At 41.4% G+C, this 19,500-nt stretch carries 22 protein-coding genes; 4 read left to right on the top strand and 18 right to left on the bottom strand.

What is annotated here, in order from left to right; translation table 11 throughout:
- Positions 1-364: 364 nt before the first annotated feature.
- Complete coding sequence (locus ACMX3D_RS11850; RefSeq protein ID WP_482751609.1) at positions 365-709, bottom strand: translation initiation factor; 345 nt, start codon at positions 707-709, stop codon at positions 365-367.
- A 144-nt stretch (positions 710-853) separates the two neighbouring features.
- Between ACMX3D_RS11850 and trpB the strand changes: the two genes are divergently transcribed.
- Positions 854-2,095: a tryptophan synthase subunit beta gene (gene trpB / locus ACMX3D_RS11845; protein WP_482751608.1), complete on the top strand. Its 1,242-nt coding sequence runs from the start codon at positions 854-856 to the stop codon at positions 2,093-2,095.
- Positions 2,096-2,283: 188 nt separating this feature from the next.
- On the opposite strand, the gene ACMX3D_RS11840 is transcribed toward trpB, so the two are convergent.
- From ACMX3D_RS11840 to ACMX3D_RS11810, 7 genes are all read right to left on the bottom strand, one after another.
- Positions 2,284-2,625, bottom strand: a complete 342-nt coding sequence (locus ACMX3D_RS11840; RefSeq protein WP_482751607.1) for a cupin domain-containing protein — start codon at positions 2,623-2,625, stop codon at positions 2,284-2,286.
- 14 nt (positions 2,626-2,639) lie between these two features.
- Positions 2,640-3,809, bottom strand: a complete 1,170-nt coding sequence (locus ACMX3D_RS11835; RefSeq protein WP_482751606.1) for a zinc-dependent alcohol dehydrogenase — start codon at positions 3,807-3,809, stop codon at positions 2,640-2,642.
- Between the two features lie 432 nt (positions 3,810-4,241).
- Positions 4,242-4,628, bottom strand: a complete 387-nt coding sequence (locus tag ACMX3D_RS11830) for a hypothetical protein (RefSeq protein WP_482751605.1) — start codon at positions 4,626-4,628, stop codon at positions 4,242-4,244.
- Positions 4,629-4,685: 57 nt separating this feature from the next.
- Positions 4,686-5,855, bottom strand: a complete 1,170-nt coding sequence (locus ACMX3D_RS11825) for a zinc-dependent alcohol dehydrogenase (protein WP_482751604.1) — start codon at positions 5,853-5,855, stop codon at positions 4,686-4,688.
- A 78-nt stretch (positions 5,856-5,933) separates the two neighbouring features.
- Positions 5,934-6,605, bottom strand: coding sequence for an SRPBCC family protein (locus ACMX3D_RS11820; RefSeq protein WP_482752325.1), 672 nt, complete (start codon positions 6,603-6,605; stop codon positions 5,934-5,936).
- A gap of 120 nt (positions 6,606-6,725) precedes the next feature.
- Positions 6,726-7,823 carry a DJ-1/PfpI/YhbO family deglycase/protease gene (locus ACMX3D_RS11815; RefSeq protein WP_482751603.1) on the bottom strand — a complete coding sequence of 366 codons (1,098 nt, stop codon included), beginning with the start codon at positions 7,821-7,823 and terminating at the stop codon, positions 6,726-6,728.
- 61 nt (positions 7,824-7,884) lie between these two features.
- Entirely contained in the window at positions 7,885-8,286 is a 402-nt protein-coding gene (locus ACMX3D_RS11810; RefSeq protein WP_482751602.1) for a DUF2267 domain-containing protein, read from the bottom strand.
- Positions 8,287-8,630: 344 nt separating this feature from the next.
- Between ACMX3D_RS11810 and ACMX3D_RS11805 the strand changes: the two genes are divergently transcribed.
- Both ACMX3D_RS11805 and ACMX3D_RS11800 read left to right on the top strand, forming a co-directional pair.
- Positions 8,631-9,017 carry a DUF6335 family protein gene (locus tag ACMX3D_RS11805; protein WP_482751601.1) on the top strand — a complete coding sequence of 129 codons (387 nt, stop codon included), beginning with the start codon at positions 8,631-8,633 and terminating at the stop codon, positions 9,015-9,017.
- A 115-nt stretch (positions 9,018-9,132) separates the two neighbouring features.
- Positions 9,133-10,314, top strand: a complete 1,182-nt coding sequence (locus tag ACMX3D_RS11800) for a class I SAM-dependent methyltransferase (protein WP_482751600.1) — start codon at positions 9,133-9,135, stop codon at positions 10,312-10,314.
- A 4-nt stretch (positions 10,315-10,318) separates the two neighbouring features.
- Here the strand turns inward: ACMX3D_RS11800 and ACMX3D_RS11795 are convergent, their stop codons facing one another.
- The 7 genes from ACMX3D_RS11795 to ACMX3D_RS11765 form a co-directional block, all read right to left on the bottom strand.
- Positions 10,319-12,949: a molybdopterin-dependent oxidoreductase gene (locus ACMX3D_RS11795; protein ID WP_482751599.1), complete on the bottom strand. Its 2,631-nt coding sequence runs from the start codon at positions 12,947-12,949 to the stop codon at positions 10,319-10,321.
- Complete coding sequence (locus tag ACMX3D_RS11790; RefSeq protein ID WP_482751598.1) at positions 12,934-13,710, bottom strand: FAD binding domain-containing protein; 777 nt, start codon at positions 13,708-13,710, stop codon at positions 12,934-12,936. The genes ACMX3D_RS11795 and ACMX3D_RS11790 overlap by 16 nt, the downstream gene beginning before the upstream one ends.
- 62 nt (positions 13,711-13,772) lie before the next feature.
- Positions 13,773-14,345: an ureidoglycolate lyase gene (locus ACMX3D_RS11785; protein WP_482751597.1), complete on the bottom strand. Its 573-nt coding sequence runs from the start codon at positions 14,343-14,345 to the stop codon at positions 13,773-13,775.
- On the bottom strand, positions 14,302-15,174 hold the full coding sequence (locus tag ACMX3D_RS11780) for a polysaccharide deacetylase family protein (RefSeq protein WP_482751596.1): 873 nt from the start codon (positions 15,172-15,174) through the stop codon (positions 14,302-14,304). The genes ACMX3D_RS11785 and ACMX3D_RS11780 overlap by 44 nt, the downstream gene beginning before the upstream one ends.
- Positions 15,175-15,312: 138 nt before the next feature.
- A complete protein-coding gene (locus ACMX3D_RS11775) occupies positions 15,313-16,218 on the bottom strand; it encodes a polysaccharide deacetylase family protein (RefSeq protein ID WP_482751595.1) in 906 nt (301 codons plus the stop codon).
- 124 nt (positions 16,219-16,342) lie between these two features.
- Positions 16,343-16,993, bottom strand: coding sequence for a tRNA (adenosine(37)-N6)-threonylcarbamoyltransferase complex dimerization subunit type 1 TsaB (gene tsaB, locus ACMX3D_RS11770; RefSeq protein WP_482751594.1), 651 nt, complete (start codon positions 16,991-16,993; stop codon positions 16,343-16,345).
- Between the two features lie 122 nt (positions 16,994-17,115).
- Positions 17,116-17,364: a Ycf34 family protein gene (locus ACMX3D_RS11765; protein ID WP_482751593.1), complete on the bottom strand. Its 249-nt coding sequence runs from the start codon at positions 17,362-17,364 to the stop codon at positions 17,116-17,118.
- Positions 17,365-17,450: 86 nt separating this feature from the next.
- On the opposite strand from ACMX3D_RS11765, the gene ACMX3D_RS11760 reads away from it, so the two are divergent.
- Positions 17,451-18,722, top strand: coding sequence for a tRNA nucleotidyltransferase/poly(A) polymerase-related protein (locus tag ACMX3D_RS11760; protein WP_482751592.1), 1,272 nt, complete (start codon positions 17,451-17,453; stop codon positions 18,720-18,722).
- A 100-nt stretch (positions 18,723-18,822) separates the two neighbouring features.
- Here ACMX3D_RS11760 and ACMX3D_RS11755 read toward each other — a convergent pair whose 3' ends face one another.
- The 3 genes from ACMX3D_RS11755 to ACMX3D_RS11745 form a co-directional block, all read right to left on the bottom strand.
- Complete coding sequence (locus ACMX3D_RS11755) at positions 18,823-19,008, bottom strand: type II toxin-antitoxin system HicA family toxin (protein WP_482751591.1); 186 nt, start codon at positions 19,006-19,008, stop codon at positions 18,823-18,825.
- On the bottom strand, positions 19,008-19,229 hold the full coding sequence (locus tag ACMX3D_RS11750; protein WP_482751590.1) for a type II toxin-antitoxin system HicB family antitoxin: 222 nt from the start codon (positions 19,227-19,229) through the stop codon (positions 19,008-19,010). The genes ACMX3D_RS11755 and ACMX3D_RS11750 overlap by 1 nt, the downstream gene beginning before the upstream one ends.
- Positions 19,230-19,316: 87 nt before the next feature.
- Complete coding sequence (locus ACMX3D_RS11745) at positions 19,317-19,493, bottom strand: type II toxin-antitoxin system HicB family antitoxin (RefSeq protein WP_482751589.1); 177 nt, start codon at positions 19,491-19,493, stop codon at positions 19,317-19,319.
- Positions 19,494-19,500 lie beyond the last annotated feature (7 nt).

The raw sequence follows: 19,500 nt of genomic DNA, 5'->3' as shown, positions 1-19,500 counted from the left end.
AGCATCGCCAGAATATTATCCACCTGATGCTAACCACGGGGCTGAACATATACTCAAAATCGTTATCAGCCATTATCTGGAGGATGTTCACCCATTGCGTATAGTACTCGGCGTAAATTCACAACTTCTTCTCGATTCAACTGTAGGCATTTCTTGTAGGTTGGGTGAAACGAAGTGGAACCCAACAAATGACATGAAGAAAACAGCAAAATAAGTACAATTAACGCTATTTGGTGTTGGGTTACGGCGCAATATAGATTTATCGTATTGTTGTTACTATCTGTTGTGCGCCTTCACCCAACCTACTATTACTACTGCAAACCCTCTCCCTTGCGCCCTGCCCCCCTGCTGTACACGCTCTTCATCAACCGCCACTAATTTTAGCTTTGTAACCTAATTTGGTAACAATCTCTAAAATTTTCTGCTTGTGTTCGCCTTGAATTTCAATGGTGTTGTCTTTGACTGTCCCACCAGTACCGCATTGGGTTTTCAACTGTTTGACTAAATCTGCTAAAGTTTCGGGTTTGGCTTGAAACCCAGTAATCACTGTCACCGTTTTACCCTTGCGTCCGGCGCGAGTCGCTTGAATTCTTAAGTTTTGTTGTTGTGGTGGAAGTTCCTGAATTGGTCTTTCGGTGGCGGCGGAGTTATCGTTCCCGAATTCTTGGTAGACAATCTTTTTATCAGAGTTGGATTTGGAAGCAGACATACAAAATGGCGGTAGTGATCAGTTATACTACATTTATTATGGTGTGAGACTTTCGTAATTAGGAATTACAAATTACGAATTGCTATTATCTGGCTGAAAATCCCTATAATTAATGAAGTCTTTACTTGTCATCAACATCGTTCCGTGACTACTACTCCCCTTTCTCCAAATTCTTCCACAACTGCTCAGGTTCCCGATACACAAGGACGCTTTGGACGCTTTGGCGGTAAGTACGTCCCGGAAACCCTGATGCCTGCTTTAGCTGAACTAGAAACAGCTTATCAGCAATATCGTCATGACCCAGAGTTTCAAGCAGAACTCCAACAACTGCTGCGGGATTATGTGGGACGCGCTACACCATTGTATTTTGCTGAACGGCTGACTGCTCATTATGCCCGACCTGATGGTACAGGGCCGCAGATTTATTTAAAGCGGGAAGATTTAAATCACACTGGCGCACACAAAATCAATAATGCTCTTGGTCAGGTATTGTTAGCCAAGCGCATGGGTAAGCAGCGAATTATTGCCGAAACTGGCGCTGGACAGCATGGCGTTGCGACAGCCACAGTTTGCGCCCGGTTTGGCTTGGAATGTGTGATTTACATGGGTGTTCACGATATGGAACGCCAAGCATTAAACGTGTTTAGAATGCGGTTGATGGGAGCAGAAGTCCGTCCGGTGGAGGCGGGTACAGGTACTCTCAAGGATGCGACTTCGGAAGCAATTCGAGATTGGGTGACGAATGTTGAAACAACTCATTACATCCTCGGTTCTGTAGCCGGGCCGCATCCTTACCCAATGATGGTGCGCGATTTTCATGCAGTGATTGGCCAAGAAACTCGCGCCCAAGCTTTAGAAAAGTGGGGTGGTTTACCTGATATTCTTATGGCTTGTGTGGGTGGTGGTTCCAATGCAATGGGGCTTTTCTATGAGTTTGTAAATGAACCATCTGTGCGGTTAATTGGGGTCGAAGCTGCTGGTGAAGGTGTGAATACAGACAAACACGCCGCTACCTTGACAAAAGGGCGAGTTGGTGTACTGCACGGAGCGATGAGCTATCTGCTGCAAGATGAAGATGGACAAGTAACTGAGGCTCACTCGATTAGTGCTGGGTTAGATTATCCCGGAGTGGGGCCAGAACACAGCTATTTGAAAGATATTAATCGGGCGGAATACTACAGCGTGACCGATGCAGAAGCTTTAGCAGCATTCCAAAGACTCTCCCGTCTAGAAGGAATTATCCCAGCATTGGAAACATCTCATGCGATCGCCTATCTCGAAACTCTCTGTCCTCAACTGGACGGTAGTCCCAGAATTATCATTAACTGTTCTGGACGCGGTGACAAGGATGTACAAACCGTAGCTAAATTTTTAACTCCGCAGTAGTTAATATGTTGCGGCTAAGGTAAAAAACTATTGGTTTTGGAAAGAAAACAGAGAATAAGGAAAAAATCTCTGGAAGTTTTATATAGCTTCGCCAAAATCGAATAATAGGAATTTAAAAAAAGTGCGTTAGTGAAAACTCAACGCACTCTATAGACAATAGGCATTGAAGTTAGGTGAACTATGAAAAGTTAATTTTCATCGCGTCCATGAACTTGTGCAGGTGGACTGGTTGCTTCTACAGCCGTGAATGATTCGAGAATTTTGTAGCTGTGATGTGAACCTTTGGGAACAACCCAAGAACTACCAGGTTCTAGCAAAATCATTTGTCCTTCGATGTGCAATTCTGCACGACCATTAATTACATAACCAACAGTTTCATAGTCACGTGCAGTTGGTTGTTTATCTTCGCCTGGTTGTTCATTTTCCCAAAGGCGCATAGAAACTGTTTTGCCAGAAGCCAGATATTTCTGACCGAGTTGACCTTTGGGTGAATGGCTGGAATCTATTTTGTGAACAGTGGTGTCAGTCATATTTAATAACCACCTTACGGTTTAAGAACAACTTTGATACAGTTATCTTTTTTGTGTTTAAAAATTTCGTAGCCGTGGGGTGCTTGGTCTAAAGGTAGTTTGTGTGTGATCACAAATGAAGGGTCGAGATCACCGTTTTCAATGTGATTGAGTAAGGGTTTTAAGTATCTATGAACGTGGGTTTGTCCCATTTTGAAGGTTAAACCTTTGTTCATCGCCGAACCCATCGGTATTTTGTCGAGGAAGCCACCGTAAACTCCTGCAAGTGATACGTGACCACCTTTGCCAGCAGCTAAAATTACTTGACGTAATGCTGTGGGACGGTCTGTTTCTAGACGGACTGCTTGTTTTACTTGGTCGTAGACAGCCATTGCATCTGTGCCATGTGCTTCCATACCAACTGCATCAATACAAGCATCAGGGCCACGCCCGCCTGTCATTTCTTTAAGTGCTTCGCCGACATCTATCTGTTCATAGTTGAGGACTTCGGCTTTGCCTTGTTCTTTCGCCATTTGTAAACGTTCGGGAATGCGATCTATGGCGATAACGCGTTCTGCACCAAGGAGATAGGCGCTTTTAATGGCAAATTGTCCGACTGGGCCGCAACCCCAAACAGCGACAATATCGCCAGGTTTAATGTGGCAGTTTTCTGCTGCCATGTAGCCAGTCGGGAAGATGTCAGTTAAAAATAAAACTTGCTCGTCTGTCAGATGGTCAGGAATTTTGAATAAGCCAACATCAGCAAAAGGTACTCTGACATATTCTGCTTGACCGCCAGCGTAACCACCAAATAAGTGAGAGTAACCAAATAAGCCCGATGGTGAGTGACCCATTTGCAGTTCTGTCATCCAAGCATTTGGGTTGGAGTTATCACACAAAGACCATAAATCGCGTTGGCAGAAAAAACAGTTACCGCAGGAAATTGTAAAGGGAACAACGACGCGATCACCAACTTTTACATTCTTAACTTCACTACCTAATTCTACAACTTCCCCCATGAATTCATGCCCCAGGATATCGCCTTTTTGCATGGTGGGAATGTAGCCATCATAAATATGCAAATCTGAGCCACAAATTGCTGTAGAAGTAATTTTAATAGTGGCATCACGCGGGTTAATAATTTTAGGATCAGGAACTGTTTCTACCCGCACATCGTTTGCTCCGTGCCAGCAAACTGCTTTCATAATTTTTAGTCCTTTGTCATTGGTCTTTAGTCATTTATATAAAATGGTGTGTTAGGCGCTTTGGTTAACGTGAGTTTGATGAGTACTGTTTTGTCCTCACCCCCAGACCCTCTCCTACGAGGCTACGGTGTACACACAAATATCGCTAAAATGCCTATCCCACCTCGGAATGAATTCCGAGTCTCATAGCAAAAGTCATCTAAAGAGAACTTAATGAAAATTTCAGTCCACTTGAGTGGACTTTAGCTATTAGCCTAGAACTAAAGTTCCAGGCGGGATATGGTTTCAACGTGAGAATTTTCGACTTGCGTAGCGCCTTTTAGGAGAGGGAAATGTCTGTCTAATTCACTGAGTTCTCATATCAAAAAGACGCGCCTAACACACCTACATGACTATCTTTTTATCTTTGGCTTTTTACGTTTGCTTTTTGCCTTAAACTCTATCTCTGAGTTGTTTGCTAGGAGGATTTTGGTAATAACCTTCCCTACTTTCTGTGGATGGCTTAACTGCTTCACCTACTCGGCTTTTCGCATCTTTGAGAAATTCTTTTGTTGCTCTGGGAGTTTCTTCATCTAAGTTTAGTTTTTCGCGGATATTCTCAGTAGCGCCTTTAAGTTTGGACTCAGCATTTCTTAATTGATTATCGTTTTGAATACCTTTATTTTGTCCTTCAGGTGTGCCTTTGTAATAAGTACCTTCTGGAGTGGTCACATCAGCTTGAGCTACGTTCACAAAGCTAAAAGCTTGTCCTAGTAAGAACATAAATCCTACTAAGAAAACAACCATAATTTTGCGTAAGCTAGAAATTACTTGCTTCATAAATAACCTCATTTGTTTTATTGATTAGTGTGTACAACTGAACGGCTAATAGCCTATTCATGGTTTGAGGACGACTTTGACACAGTTGTCTTTTTTCTGTTGAAAAATGTGATAACCGTGAGCCGCTTCTTCTAGGGGTAATTGATGAGTTACCACAAAGGAAGGATCGAGTTTGCCATCCAAGATTTGCTGGAGTAACAAATGCATATATTTCTGTCCGTGCATTTGCCCCATTCTGAAGGTTAGACCTTTGTTAAAAGCAGCACCAAAAGGTATTTTGTCTACAAAACCACCATAAACACCCATAATTGCCAAAGTGCCACCTTTACGACAGGCCACCATCATTTCTCTTAATACGTGGGGACGGTCGGTTTCTAATCTGAGCTTTTGTTTTGTCTGGTCGTAGAAGTCTTCTAAACCAACTCCGTGTGCTTCTAAACCAACTGCATCAATGCAAGCATCAGGGCCGCGTCCGCCAGTCATTTCTTTTAATGCTTCACCAGTATTAACTTCTTCGTAGTTAATTACTTCGGCTTTGGCATATTTTTTCGCCATTTCCAAACGTTCCGGGAAGCGGTCGATCGCAATTACTTTTTCTGCACCCATCATATAGGCGCTAATCATGGCGAACAGTCCAACTGCACCGGAACCCCAAACGGCTACTGTATCTCCTGGCTGAATATCACACAATTCTGCTCCCATGTAGCCAGTAGGAATAGCGTCGGAGATGAATAGTAGTTTTTCATCAGGTATCTCTGACGGAACTTTCACAACGCCAACATCAGCAAAAGGTACGCGGGTATATTCGGCTTGTGCGCCTGCATAGCCACCTAGGAGGTGAGAGTAACCATAAATTGCTGAGGTGACATTGCCAAATAACTTTTCTTCTAACCAACTGTTAGGGTTGGAATTATCGCACAGCGACCACATATCACGCTGGCAATAAGCACATCTACCACAGCCAATTGTAGAAGGAACAACAACGCGATCGCCAACTTTTAAATTGTTGACCCCTTTACCAACTTCGACAACTTCTCCCATAAATTCGTGACCAATAATGTCACCTTTTTGGACTGTTGGGATATAGCCGCCATATATATGTAAATCGGAACCACAAATGGCTGTGGAAGTAATTTTAATAATCGCGTCACGGGGATTAAGAATTGTCGGGTCTGGTACTGATTCCACCCGAACTTCATTAGCACCTTGCCAACAGACTGCTTTCATAAATATTAGTCCATAGTCATTGGTCAATAGTCATTAGTAGCTCTCTCCCTCTGCTCCCTGCCCCCCTGCCTCTTTCTTCTACCTGCGTCCTGTTGGCTGACCTTCAGTGGTGGCGATTTCCCCGGCTTCCATGAGCATTTTGAAGCGGCGCAAGTCATCACCAATTTGCTGTTCTGGTTCTTCGCCGAAAAGTTTGGCAATAGCTGCACTTAATCCGCCGCCGGGAATGTTGTATTCTAAAACAACCTTGACTTCTGTACCGCGTAGACGCGAAGCAGCTTGTCCTTGGACATCGCCAGGAGCTTTTTTAAAGCGGACAAATCCGGAGTTATCGACATCTGCACCTTCTACAGAAGCCCAAGAAATAAACTCGTTTTCTCTATCTTCGAGAATCTCTGCATCCCATTCGACGTTGTTACCTAAGGGCGCACTTGCAATCCAATGGGAACGTTTTGCATCGTACACTTTGACCGATTGCAGATGCTTCATAAAGGTGGGTAACTGCTCAAAGTTGTGCCAATAGCGGTAAAGTTCATCTGCTGGTTTATTAATTGTTACCGTCTTTTCAACTTTGATTGGTTTATTAATTCCAATAGCTTCTTGTGCTTGCTGAATCGTGCTGTGCTTGGTTATGCCTTGGTAGATTAAACCACCGCCAGCCAATGCAGTTAGCACTCCTCGTAAAGAGCGTTGGCTTAAACCTGTGAGTACCATAGCCCCACCGCCAATCAAAGAAGCCCAGCGTTCCATTTCATTGGCTTCTGTTGGGGTTTTTGTTATGCGATCGCCTGTTGAAGTCACTTTGATATCTCCCCTAAAATCATCGCAGAGGCATAAGTATCTTTACTCTTTGCGCCTCTGCGGTTCGTTTTACATAGATACAGCAGCGCCTGTACTTGGCTTAGGAGCTTGCACTCCCGCACTTAGCCGTGACTGATATAGCTCTACCAAGCGTTGTTCATCTCTCATCAAATCACGGTAAATTTCTTTAAAAATAGCGGTTGCTACTGGGTCGGTAAACATTGCAGACAAATTACCAATGTCACCAATACCTGTTTGCAAATCACCTAAAGCGCAACGTATTTGATAGATATCATCACTACCAGTCAGAGCAGTTTTTACTTTGGCATATTGATTAGCAATATTGGCTGCTAAAGAAGGTTTTTCACCTAATCTGTTGAGGTAGGTTTCTAATATTTCAATATGGCGTTGTTTCTTAGCAATCATCTCTTGAAAGATGACTTTTGCTTGGGTATCTGATTCTTTTTCGTAATACTTTTCTAAAGCTTCTAAAGAATAACGCTCTCCACTCAAAGCAGTATTCAAACCTCTAACAATCTCACTTTTAGTTGAACCACCCCAAGCATCAGCTATTTTCCACCATTCAGCGTTAGTATCTGTCTCATCAGGAAGTGCCGCATCTTTACCGCCGTAACCGAGGCGACTGAGAATAGCTGTTGTGAAAATTGCTAAGTCTCCAGGTTCGCGGGAAGTGATTAAATTACCATCAACTACAACTGGTTCATCTTGATAATTTGCGCCTGCATTGAGCATATCTCGGCGGATAGCGCTAAAACCAGTGGCGCGTTTTTCTCTGAGCAAATCACCTTCAATCAGAAGTTGTGGCCCGTGACAAACTGCTGCTACTAACTTTCCTTGTTGGAATGCTTCTTGCACAAAGCGAACTGTATTGGGGTTGCGCCGCATTTTATCAGGAGCCATACCACCAGGGATGATTACTGCATCAAATTCTCTTGCGATCGCTTCTGTTGTTGTACCATCAGGTTGAACGGAAACTCTACCGCGTTTACCTTTGTATTTTTCATTCATCCGCGAACCGAGGACAACTACATCCATTCCCGCTTGTTTCAGCCCATTACAAGGAATTGTAAATTCTGCATCTTCTACATCATTTTCAATCAGAATTGCAACTTTTTTCTTCCCAGAATGATTGTTTTGATATGCCATAGATTTTCCTATTTCGATTAATTGTTAACTGTGTGAAAATTTATCAATTACTAGTACTGAACTATGCAGGTACTTCGCTAGTTGGTGGTGCAGCAAATAGTTCTTCGTAATCGTGAGTAAAATGGGCTTGGAATCTTGAGAATTTTTCCGGATTGATAGCATTTTGCAACACAGCAAAAACCGCCCGGACATGAATTGCTGTAGTAGTCGGTGCTATATTTTCTTTTTGACTGGCACGTTCAATAAACTCTTGCAAATTGAATATCTGACCAGTTGCTTGCTCTTGACCTTGTAAATAATTTTTTAGTTCTTGGGGGAGTTGTGCAGCTAAGTCTTGAATGTCACTGGTGGGAATACGTTCTTTAATAGTTTCTAGTGTTGCACGGGTAGCCACTTCTGCCTCCTCACGAGAATTTGATTGAGCGAGGCTTTGCACATGGGTAATGAACTCGTGATATTCCACTTTCTACCTCCAAAAATAAAAATTAATACTTGTTTGGATATTAGAAAATTTTAGGAATAATTAATAAATATAAAGTTTCAATTTTTATCCAAAAAAATTACGAGTTTAGAAGTGCGACATTGGGTAAGTTTGTTGTGTGGGTTGAGAACTTCTAAACTCATAACTAACAGATTCAACTACAAGTGGCTTGACCTTGAATTTACACTTACAAGATTAGGCTGTAAAAACTACCTTAACTTCGTTCTAAGGGGATAGATTTATTTATTTCTAAAGTTGTACATCCCAAGTGAGACAAATTTTGTCAATTAAAGCGTTATTGTGGGAATGCAGAAAAGGCAAATATTATGGCAGAAAAAAATAATTATCCTGAAATTAATTTTGAAGATTTGCCGCAAGAAATTACCGAATCTTACGGCACTGGAGTGAAAGACCTGCCAGGGTACAATATTGGTGAGCGATCGCTAGACAAAACCAGCCCAGAGTATCCAGATAGTCCCGAAGTCATCAGTGATGATGGTTATACTTATTGGCAAGATACGGTAGGCGATGAAGCTGTTGGTGGTACGGTTGCTGTTCCAGAGCAGGATGTTACAGAAGAAATAGAAGCAGCTGTAGGCCTAGAAATGGACGATCGCGCTTTCCTCCGTACCAACGACATTCTCGAACAGCGTGATGATCGTCGTTGGGAACTAGATCCACAGTCATCTGAAGATTATCAACAACGGGATTAAAAGTTGAAAGTGCTGAGTGCTGAGTAAAAATACTAGCCCCTAACCCCTCTCAAAAACCCCTACCACAAATGTCCAGCATTTCGATAAACTCAGAAATGCTGCGATGTTGTTGATCATGTCAGATTCCCAAACTGTTAGTGCTGCTGTTGCCAAACTCTACAATACTTACCCATTTCCCCCAGAACCTTTGCTGGATGAACCACCCCCAGGCTATAACTGGCGCTGGAATTGGTTAGCAGCGTATAACTTCTGCACAGGTCAAAAACCGCAAAAGCAAGACATCCGCATTTTAGATGCTGGTTGCGGTACAGGTGTAGGTACAGAATACTTGGTTCACCTTAACCCCCAAGCTTCTGTAGTTGGGATTGACTTGAGTGCGGGTGCTTTGGCTGTGGCGCAAGAACGTTGTCAGCGTTCCGGCGCAAACCGCGTTGAGTTTCATCACCTCAGCATCTACGACGTGGAACAGTTACAAGGTGAATTTGATTTAATTAATTGCGTCGGGGTTTTGCATCACCTACCAGACCCGATTCGTGGTATTCAAGCTTTAGCCAAGAAATTAGCCCCAGGCGGTTTGATGCACATTTTTGTGTATGGCGAGTTGGGACGCTGGGAAATTCAACTTATGCAAAAAGCGATCGCACTTCTTCAAGGCGACAAGCGCGGCGACTACCGTGACGGGGTGCAAGTCGGACGACAAATATTTTCCTCTTTACCAGAAAACAACCGAATTGTCAAATGCGAAAAACAACGCTGGGCAATGGAAAATCAGCGAGATGAATGCTTTGCTGATATGTACGTTCATCCCCAAGAAGTTGATTACAATGTTGAGACACTATTTGAATTGATTGATGCTTCTGGCTTAGAGTTTATCGGCTTTTCAAATCCTGGTTTTTGGCAGTTGGATAGACTTTTGAGTAAAGCACCAGAGTTAATCGAACGGGCAAAAAATCTGAGTGAGCGTCAGTTGTATCGTTTAATAGAACTACTAGACCCAGAAGTTACTCATTACGAATTTTTCCTTGGTCGTCCTCCTGTAGCCAAAGCTGACTGGTCAAGTGATGAAACTCTGTTATCAGCAATTCCCGAATTAAATCCTTGTATTGATGGCTTTCCAAGCCAATGTATCTTTAATTACGACTACCAAATTGTCAATTTATCAACAGCAGAGTTTGAGTTTATGCAAGCTTGTAGTGGACAAGCGACAGTCGCAGAGATTTTGGCAAATGTAGAGTTTGGGTTGGATGAGGTAAGAACATTGATTAAGCAGCAATTGGTAATGTTGACACCTAGTTAGTAGCCTAGAAACCTTGGAGTTGTTGCCAAATGCGTTCCGGTGTCATGGGAAGTTGGCGGAGTCGGCATCCTGTGGCGTGGGTGATCGCATTGGCTATGGCTGGGGCTGTACAATTAGTTGTAATTTCTCCTACACCTTTCGCGCCGAAGGGGCCGTAGGGGTCGGCTTTTTCTACTAAAATTATTTCCATTGGTGGCATATCTGCGGCTGTGGGGATGCGGTATTCGCGCAATGTTGGGTTAAGAATGCGTCCTTGTGCATCAAATTTTAATTCTTCTGTGAAAGCATAGCCAATTCCCATTGCTATACCGCCTGTTGCTTGTCCGTGACAAATTCGGGGATTAATTGCTTTACCAATATCAATTGCTTGCACACATTTGAAAACTTGAACTTTGCCTGTTTCAATATCAACTTCTACTTCTACACCTTGGACAGCAAAAGTTAATGTAGATTCATCTGCTTTATAAGAAATTTCCACACTATCATCTCCTGTTTTTAGAAGTTCTTCAGCAGCTAATTTCACCGCTTGTCCAGAAATATAAACTGTTGCGGAAGCATAAGAACCTGCATCAAAAGGTGTATTTTGTGTGTCTCCAGAAATAATATGAATATCAGCAACCGTTACACCTAAAACTTCGGCGGCAATTTGCCTTAAAGTGGTATCAGAACCAGTGCCAACATCGACGGAACCTGTTCTTAATTCGTATTTGTTATGAGGTAATCGTGATAGTTTCACATTGGCAAGATGGATTTTACACAAACCGCTACCTTGCATCGAAACGGCGAAACCTACACCACGACGGCGAGAACCTTCTACTATTGGTGGTGTTCCTGGAACGTAATTAAGTGATTGGATAACTTTTTCCCAACATTCATTAACGGCATAGCTACCTATTAAGTTAAAGTGACTTTTATCTTTTGATAAATTAATAACATCACCTGGACGAATTAAATTTTTCAAACGTATTTCTACAGAGTCAATATTTAGCTTTTGGGCAATTTCATCGATTTGGCATTCCATTGCAAAAGTGCCTTGAGTTGCGCCATAACCGCGAAACGCACCCGCAGGCATTGTATTTGTATAAACTGCAAAACCGTGATATCTTTTATGAGGGCAACGATATAAACCTAAAGGAATATAACCTGATAAAAATACTACTGTTTGACCGTGATTACCATACGCGCCAGTGTTGGCAATTACTTCTATGTCTTGGGCAATTAGAGTACCATCTTTTCTAACACCGCTTTTAATTTTAATTGTCATTGCATGACGACTATTTGTGGCGGTAAATTCTTCTGTTCTCGTAAATTCCCATTGTACAGGTTTACCTGTTCGCAGTGTTGCTAAAGCACAAAGGTCTTCGGATAATATTTCTTGTTTGTTACCAAAACCACCACCGAGTTGTGCTTTATAAACTCTAACTTTCTCTGGAGGTAAGTTGAAGATTTGTGCGAGTAATCTTTGACAATGAAACGGAACTTGGGTACTAGAACGTACAACTAATGTACCATCTGTTTCTAACCAACTGACAGTTACATGAGGTTCGAGGTGAACGTGTTGAACAGCAGGTAAATGATATGTGTTTTCAACAATCAAATCTGCTTCGTTAAATCCCTGTTCTATATCACCAAATTCGAGAAATACTTGTCCAGCAATGTTGCGATTTCTATCAGGTATTTGTGATGATTCTGGTTCATCGTGAATGACAACCCCATTATTCATTGCTTGGATAGGGTCAATAATATGGGGTAAGATTTCGTAATCTACAGTAATTAATTCATAAGCTTGTGCGGCAATAATTGGTGATTCTGCAACGACAGCCGCAACGCGATCGCCTACAAATCTTACTTTATTATCTAATAAGTAATGATCTAAAGGATCTGGTACTGGTTCCGCATGACCAGCTGTAGTGTAAGGTATTCTTGTAACATCTTCGTGGGTGAACACAGCAACTACACCGGGAAGTGCTTTGGCTTTGCTGGTATCGATATTGCGAATACGAGCGTGAGGATGAGGCGATCGCAATACTTTAAGATGAAGTAATCCAGGTATTGTAATATCTGCTGTGTAGGCTGCTTTACCTGTGACGATTAATTCTCCGTCTTGTTTGGGAATGTTTTGTCCCACTGAGTGCTGAGTACTGAGTGCTAAGTGCTGAGTTTTAAGTGCTGAGTGCTGAGTGCTGAGTGCTGAGTTTTGAGAAAGTAAGATACTCTCGACTATGGCTTGATATCCTGTACAGCGACAGAGGTTTCCTTTCAACGCGAAACGCAATTCGGCTTCTGATAATTGGGGTAACTTCGCCGCACTCATAATTGCGCCGGGAGTGCAGAAACCACATTGAAAGCCTTGTGCTGCTAAAAATGCTTGCTGTATAGGTGCGAGTTCGCCGTTTTGGGAAATTCCTTCAATGGTAGTGACTGTTTGATTAGCAATTCGCATCGCCGGATAAATGCAACTATGGATGGGTGTATCATTTACCCAGACGGTACAAGCGCCACAATCACCTGTTTCACAAACACGATGGACACCAAAATAACCCAACTGGCGTAATAAACTTAAAAGACTGCTTCCAGGATGACAAGCGATGGTATGAGTTTGCCCATTAACTTGAAATTTTAACTGGTTGTGCATAATGCTGATAGCGATCGCGTAATTAAAACTTCTGTTATATGTTGTCGATAACTTGCACTTGCTTTACTATCTTCAATAAAATTTTCTCTATCTAAATCTTGATATTCTACTAGTCGAGGTGCAGTCACACTCGCAGCAATTACACAACGAATTTGTTGTTGATTTTTAGCAGTGACAACAATTGCTAAAGCTGGATCAGTTGCAGCTATACTAAAGCGTTGATAATTAACTTGCCATTGTAAATTATCGAGAGGAATTAATACTCGGCGTAAGATTTCTCCTGGTTGCAAAATTGTTTTTTTACTGCCAATTTGAAACTCTTTAGCTGCAACTTTTCGTGACTGTCCTTGTAAATTCCAAATTTCGTAAGTTGCATCCAACGCTACCATTACTGGTGCTAATGTTCCCACAGATAAAGCAAGGCAAATATTACCTCCCACTGTCGCCACATTAACTACTTTTGATGACGCTGCTAATGCTGTAACGGCATTTTTTAATCCGGTAATTGCTGTCCATGTTTCTGGGTAAGGATATTCTAATAATTTAATTAGTGGACAAGTTGCGCCAATAATTAGATAACCTTCTCTAACTTCAATTTCATCCCATCCCAATTTTTGAATATCTACTAATACTTTTACATTTGGTTGCGGTTCGGAAAATAAGCATGTTCCACCTGCTAACCAAGTCCAACCTTCACCCCAGTGAGTGATGGTTTGAATATCTTTAGGACAGAAATAAGTATCAGCGTTGAGTAAATCCATTTTTTAACGCAGAGGATCACGGAGGAAAGCGCAGAGTATCGCGGAGGTTTCTTTGCGTTTGATTAAATATCTAAGTGTAATTCACAATTCAATCTTTTTGGTAATGAAATTTTGTAAACATCGCCTTGGTTCATTTCACCAGGTGCTTGCATTTGACTCAACGCGGTGACAACTTCATCAGAATTGGCGGTGAGGATAACTACCGGGCGATCGCAAGCTATGGGAAAATCATGCCAAGTGCCAAGATGCAACAACAGTCCTTGTCCAGCCGGGAAGCGTAACGCTTTTACTTCATTTAAATTAGGCAAATCTTCCCCATTCTCATGATTTGGTGGAGCCATCACCATAATAAACGGAGCTTGACCCAAACCGATAAACATTTGCGTCATGTGCATATGACGTTCTAACCATATAATCGGGGGATATCCTGGCATAATTTTCGCAGTTCTCAAAGTTGCCGTTCCCCGATAGGTAAAATCAATATTTTCGCCTTCTAATACTCTACCTTGATAAAAGGGAATGCCGAGTCCAGGTTTACTCACATCATCTCCTAATAAATGCCCGTATGGTTTAACATTTTCGGCATTAGCATCAATTACAGGTATTTTTATAATTTGGGTTTGTGAAATATTCATAAATTCCTTCCCCAGTAGTTAACCAAGTTTCAGATTTATTTTTAATATGCAATAAACACTGTTTTAAATACTTCAATCTTAGCGGCTGTCCCACAATAAACGGATGCAACCCAATTGCCATTACCCGTCCCTGTGATTCTCCATCCTGCCATAATTGCTCAAATTGGTCGATAATTGCTTGAGCAAAATCAGCACCCGAAAAACGGTTACTTAAGCATAAGCTAATATCGTTGGCTTCGATAGTGTAAGGAATTGCTAATAAGCGACCATTAGGCAAAGGATACCAATAAGGTTGGTCATCATTTACCCAGTCCGCAGTGTAAACAATACCTGCTGCGTGTAACAATTCAAATGTCGATTCTGTAATGGAAAAACCCGGAGTTAACCAGCCTTGAGGGAGTTTACCTGTAGTTCTTTGTAATAGATCTAGAGTTTGTTTAATTATCGTAGTTTCTGTTTCTCTATCCATGCCACTATGACCAGTAGAATTATTAATACCATGCGCCATAATTTCCCAATTATGTTGCTGCATAGCAGTCATAATTTCTGGATAAAGTGTGCAAATTTCGCCGTTAACTGCTGCGGTAACAGGTATTTCTAACTTGGCAAATAATTCTAATAATCGCCAAATTCCCACACGATTACCATAATCTCGCCAGCCATAATTAGCAATTTCTGGATAACTATTCAAATGCGGTTGAATTGCTGTTCCAAGTTTGCCAAAGGTAAAGTGTTCTACGTTCATTACTACCCATACGGCAACTCTGGCGTTATGTGGTAATTTTAACGTTGGACGCTGGGAAATTGGTTGGAAAGATGGAGGCAGCATTGATTTAAGATTTTAGATTTTGGATAATCCAATTGTTAACCTAAAAGTGCGCCAAAATCATACTAATTTTGTGTATACTACACAACAAAATATTAATAAATAGTATTGTGTATTACATTGAATTTAGTATATAGAGCCTCATTGATTATGTAATTGATGATTAGGATGCTCATCTTTGGTAACTACAGATGATTCTGCCGTTACTACATCTTTGGCTTGAGTTTGTAATTCTAGCAATTCAGGTATAGTTACAAACTTATATCCCTTAGTTTTTAAATCTGCAATAATTTGCGGTAATGCTTTCACAGTTCGAGAACGATTACCACCACCATCGTGCATCAAGACAATTCCACCAGGTTTTGCACTTCTTTCTACATTCTTAATCAGATTTGCAGGTTGTAAGCGACGTTGCGTATCTTCTGATTCATCTGACCACATCATAATCGCATACTTTTGCTCTTTTGCATAATCAACTAAGCCATTGTGTAGAAAACCACCAGGGGGACGAAATAATATAGTTTTAACTCCTGTAGTTTTATAGATGATGTCTGCTGTACGATTAATTTCACTAGCGGCTGTAGCTACATTCATACGCCGATACCAATGATGCCATGTGTGGTTACCTAAAACATGACCTTCATCTGCAATTTGTTTAACAATTTGAGGATGGAAACTTACCATTTCTCCTACTAGAAAAAATGTAGCTTTGATATGATTTTTCTTTAAAATTTCTAAGACTTGTGTGGTATTTTTTGGCCCTGGGCCATCATCGAAAGTCAGGGCAATAACTTTCTCTGTTATTGGTAATTTTGCTTGATAAATAGTTTGCCCCTGAAATTCTTTCGGTATAGTTTCTTTAGTGGTATTTAAAGCAACATCTTGTAAATTTACTGCTGGTGATTTCTTACCTACTGATTGAGACAATAGTAAAGTATTGTTAAGAACATCTTTGTGCAACAACTTTGTCAAACTCAAGCTACCACCAGTAGCAATCAGTGTAATTGTTCCTACTGTTAAAAATTGAAATAATTTATTGCTTAACACACCAATACTCCTTAATAAATATTTATTTATACATTTCTATTTATAATTGTTTTACTTCTACCTTACAAATTTTGCATGGTGATGACAGCAGTATAACTATAATGTGGAGAAATGCCAGTAGAGTTTAAATTTCTACTGGATGTTGGCCATAATAAGGTAAAGCCTCTGACCATTCAGGACGTTTTCTTTGTCGCCATTCTAAATACGAAAGTTCCAAAATATTTGTTACGGTTGCTGCTAACCCAGATTGTGCTTGAATTAGTTGATACTCAGTATTGCAGTTAGCTAAAGTTTCTTGCCAAGCTTCGGGTGTTAGTGCTGTATCAGGAAATAAGGTTGTGATTCCTGAAGCATCTGAATTAACCTGATAAATAGCACCAAAAACTTTTCCGCGTTGTGCTGGCATTTCTACGGCAATTGTTTTTTGATTGTCATTTTTGTGTGACCAAGCTACCGCCGCTAAAGTAGAAATAGCAAACACCGGAATATTTAATTGTTGCCCTAAAGTACGGGCGGCGACAACACCAATACGAGTACCTGTAAAACCACCTGGCCCTTTAGCAACGGCAATAAATGCCAAATCTGCCCAAGTTTGTGGTTTGATAAAATCAATTAAATATTGATGTACATAACTAGATAAATCACGCCCTAAATTCCAGACATTTGAGCGAGTTTCGCCAGCAAAGTTACTAATAGCCAAGCCTAATTCTGGCGTGGTTGTATGTAGTGATAAAGCGTATGTTTGGGCTGGTAGTGTTGTTAATTCCGTGATCAAAGCGAGTAATTATATGGATTTTCCTAGAGTTGGCGTGATATTTATTCAATCATAAAATCATAAAAATATACGACTACTACAATAAATAGCAGTAGTCGCTGGAAATTTACCTATCATCTTCATCACGTCGGTACTAGTTCACCTGGACGCAATTTCGACCATTTACCTATTTCTTGCTTAAAGCTAAGACAACCAACAACATCCCATTCCATTTCAATAACATCCTCTTTGGTGCGGATGTTGACATTAATGGAAGGTTCATTTGGGTCAAAAGTCGGATTCTCTGTTAAATGAGGCTGTTGGTGTTGGGTTTCTACGGCATGATAGGTTACACAACGGTCTACGTAGTGGCAGTTTACGCAAATACACATAATATAACCAACTCCAGGAAGCTTTATTGCTAATCTAACGTAAGCAAAGGTTTTCTTCACTAGTTGTCGGGTTGATTTTTATTACAATGCAAAGTTCTGTTCATTCAATTCTCGCGCCCCAAAATTGGCCTTTTAGCTTGGAATGGTTGCCACAACCAGCTTACATGGTGGGTGGTGCAGTGCGTGATGCGATTTTAGGCAGAACTCGCGAATATTGGGATCTTGACTTTGTGATACCATCTGATGCAGTGCAGGTAGCCAGAGCGATCGCTAAACATTATCAAGCTGGCTTTGTCTTACTCGACGCAGAACGCAAAATTGCCCGTGTCGTATTTTCCCAAGCAACGGCGGACTTTGCCCAACAAGAAGGTGATAGTTTAGAAACTGACTTGCATAGACGTGATTTTACAATTAATGCGATCGCCTATAATCCTCACACCCAAGAAATCATCGACCCATTGCAAGGTTGTGCTGACTTACAACAAGGTCTGTTACGCATGGTATCACCAGCCAACCTCGAAGATGATCCTTTGCGATTAATGCGGGCTTATCGCCAAGCCGCCCAACTAAGTTTTACCATTGAACCAACTACCCAAGCCACAATTCGGACTTTAGCGTCACACATCAGCACCGTCGCCGCAGAACGAGTCCGCACAGAAATTGGCTATCTTTTAGCCAGTCCCCAAGGTACGCCTTGGTTAGCTAGTGCTGGGAAAGATGGCTTACTTGCTTATTTCTGCAAAAATGCTACAGCCGCAAGCTTTGATAAACTCGCAGCCGTTGACAAAGCCGCCGCCATCCTTGCACAAAATTGGCAGCAACTAGGACAAGAACTGCAACAATACCTGCGCGACACTATCAAAACCACTTGGTTAGGTATAGCCAAACTCGCTTGTCTTGTAGATACTCATCCCGAAGTTGCAGAATTAGAACTCCAAGAACTCACTTATAGCCGTGCCGAAATTCGTGCTGTTATTACTGCTTTGAAGCTGTTCCCGCAGCTAAAATCTACCAACAAATCTATCCGAGAACAATATTTTTTGTTCCAAGAAGCAGGTAATGTATTTCCTGCCGTAGCAGTATTGGCTGTAGCACACGATACTTTGGTAGAGGCGATGTCAGGCGACAAATCATTATTGGTTTACTCACCTTTGATCGGCCGCTACCTTAACCCTGATGATCTGGTCGCTCATCCCACTCAACTAGTAAGTGGTAAAGACTTAATGGTAGCATTAAATATTCCCGCGTCGCCAGTCGTAGGCGAGCTACTGACAGAGATTGCGATCGCTCAAGCTGAGGGTAAAATTACGACAGCAGATGCAGCGATTGAGTTTGCACGGCAGTTATTAGAGGGTTAAGCTTTTTAACGCGGAGTATCGCTGAGGTAAACGCAAAGTTACGCGGAGAAATTCTCAAGCTCATCATTCTCTAGCAGTTATAAGGAACTGTCTATATTTCTTAAGGAGACGGAATCTCCAAATCTTTACAAATTTTGACAGCAAGAATCTCAACAATCTCAGTATGTCTGGGAATTGCTGATGTCCTATTATTTACTGGATTATAGTAAATTGTGTGCTTGCCACCTTCTCGAAGAAACAGACAACCGTGATCTTCTAAATGTCGAATTAATTCACGTCTTTTCACTAAATTTGAACTGTAATATTTTCACGAATAACATTTTTGTGTGCAAGTTGTCTCTCTGCAAGTTCTCGATTAGAAGTCAGGATAAGTTCAACAGCTTCACGTAAACTTTCTCTGGCTTCTTCTAACGTTTTCTCCTGGACATTTGCTCCTGGTAATTCTTGTACATAGCCAATATACCAGTCATCTATCTTTTCAAATACAGCAGTGAAAGAGTTTTGCATATAAAACGCTGATAAGTTAGTTATGGTGGCTCACTTGGCATACGCGAGGAAGGCGTGCTGGATGCTTGACACTTGATATAGACAAATCTATGACATGGGCATTCCGTTTTCAGCCCTTACCTCTAAACACTCTTTGATTGCTTCTTGGATATTTTTTTCAACTTCTTGTTCAGTATTACCTTGACTTATACAGCCAGGAATTGATGGACATTCATCAATAAATACTCCATCTTCGTCTTGCCAAATAGTAATCAGAAACTTCATTCTTATC

The organism is Anabaena sp. TISTR 8404, from assembly GCF_056847745.1.
This window is presented reverse-complemented; position numbering and strand designations above follow the sequence as displayed.

Excerpts from the sequence above, each read along its gene's own strand:
- ACMX3D_RS11850 (WP_482751609.1), bottom strand. The coding sequence starts at position 709 with ATGTCTGCTTCCAAATCCAACTCTGATAAAAAGATTGTCTACCAAGAA.
- ACMX3D_RS11840 (WP_482751607.1), bottom strand. The coding sequence starts at position 2,625 with ATGACTGACACCACTGTTCACAAAATAGATTCCAGCCATTCACCCAAA.
- ACMX3D_RS11835 (WP_482751606.1), bottom strand. The coding sequence starts at position 3,809 with ATGAAAGCAGTTTGCTGGCACGGAGCAAACGATGTGCGGGTAGAAACA.
- ACMX3D_RS11830 (WP_482751605.1), bottom strand. The coding sequence starts at position 4,628 with ATGAAGCAAGTAATTTCTAGCTTACGCAAAATTATGGTTGTTTTCTTA.
- ACMX3D_RS11825 (WP_482751604.1), bottom strand. The coding sequence starts at position 5,855 with ATGAAAGCAGTCTGTTGGCAAGGTGCTAATGAAGTTCGGGTGGAATCA.
- ACMX3D_RS11820 (WP_482752325.1), bottom strand. The coding sequence starts at position 6,605 with ATGGAACGCTGGGCTTCTTTGATTGGCGGTGGGGCTATGGTACTCACA.
- ACMX3D_RS11815 (WP_482751603.1), bottom strand. The coding sequence starts at position 7,823 with ATGGCATATCAAAACAATCATTCTGGGAAGAAAAAAGTTGCAATTCTG.
- ACMX3D_RS11805 (WP_482751601.1), top strand. The coding sequence starts at position 8,631 with ATGGCAGAAAAAAATAATTATCCTGAAATTAATTTTGAAGATTTGCCG.
- ACMX3D_RS11800 (WP_482751600.1), top strand. The coding sequence starts at position 9,133 with ATGTCAGATTCCCAAACTGTTAGTGCTGCTGTTGCCAAACTCTACAAT.
- ACMX3D_RS11795 (WP_482751599.1), bottom strand. The coding sequence starts at position 12,949 with ATGCACAACCAGTTAAAATTTCAAGTTAATGGGCAAACTCATACCATC.
- ACMX3D_RS11790 (WP_482751598.1), bottom strand. The coding sequence starts at position 13,710 with ATGGATTTACTCAACGCTGATACTTATTTCTGTCCTAAAGATATTCAA.
- ACMX3D_RS11785 (WP_482751597.1), bottom strand. The coding sequence starts at position 14,345 with ATGAATATTTCACAAACCCAAATTATAAAAATACCTGTAATTGATGCT.
- ACMX3D_RS11780 (WP_482751596.1), bottom strand. The coding sequence starts at position 15,174 with ATGCTGCCTCCATCTTTCCAACCAATTTCCCAGCGTCCAACGTTAAAA.
- ACMX3D_RS11765 (WP_482751593.1), bottom strand. The coding sequence starts at position 17,364 with ATGTGTATTTGCGTAAACTGCCACTACGTAGACCGTTGTGTAACCTAT.
- ACMX3D_RS11760 (WP_482751592.1), top strand. The coding sequence starts at position 17,451 with ATGCAAAGTTCTGTTCATTCAATTCTCGCGCCCCAAAATTGGCCTTTT.
- ACMX3D_RS11750 (WP_482751590.1), bottom strand. The coding sequence starts at position 19,229 with ATGCAAAACTCTTTCACTGCTGTATTTGAAAAGATAGATGACTGGTAT.
- ACMX3D_RS11745 (WP_482751589.1), bottom strand. The coding sequence starts at position 19,493 with ATGAAGTTTCTGATTACTATTTGGCAAGACGAAGATGGAGTATTTATT.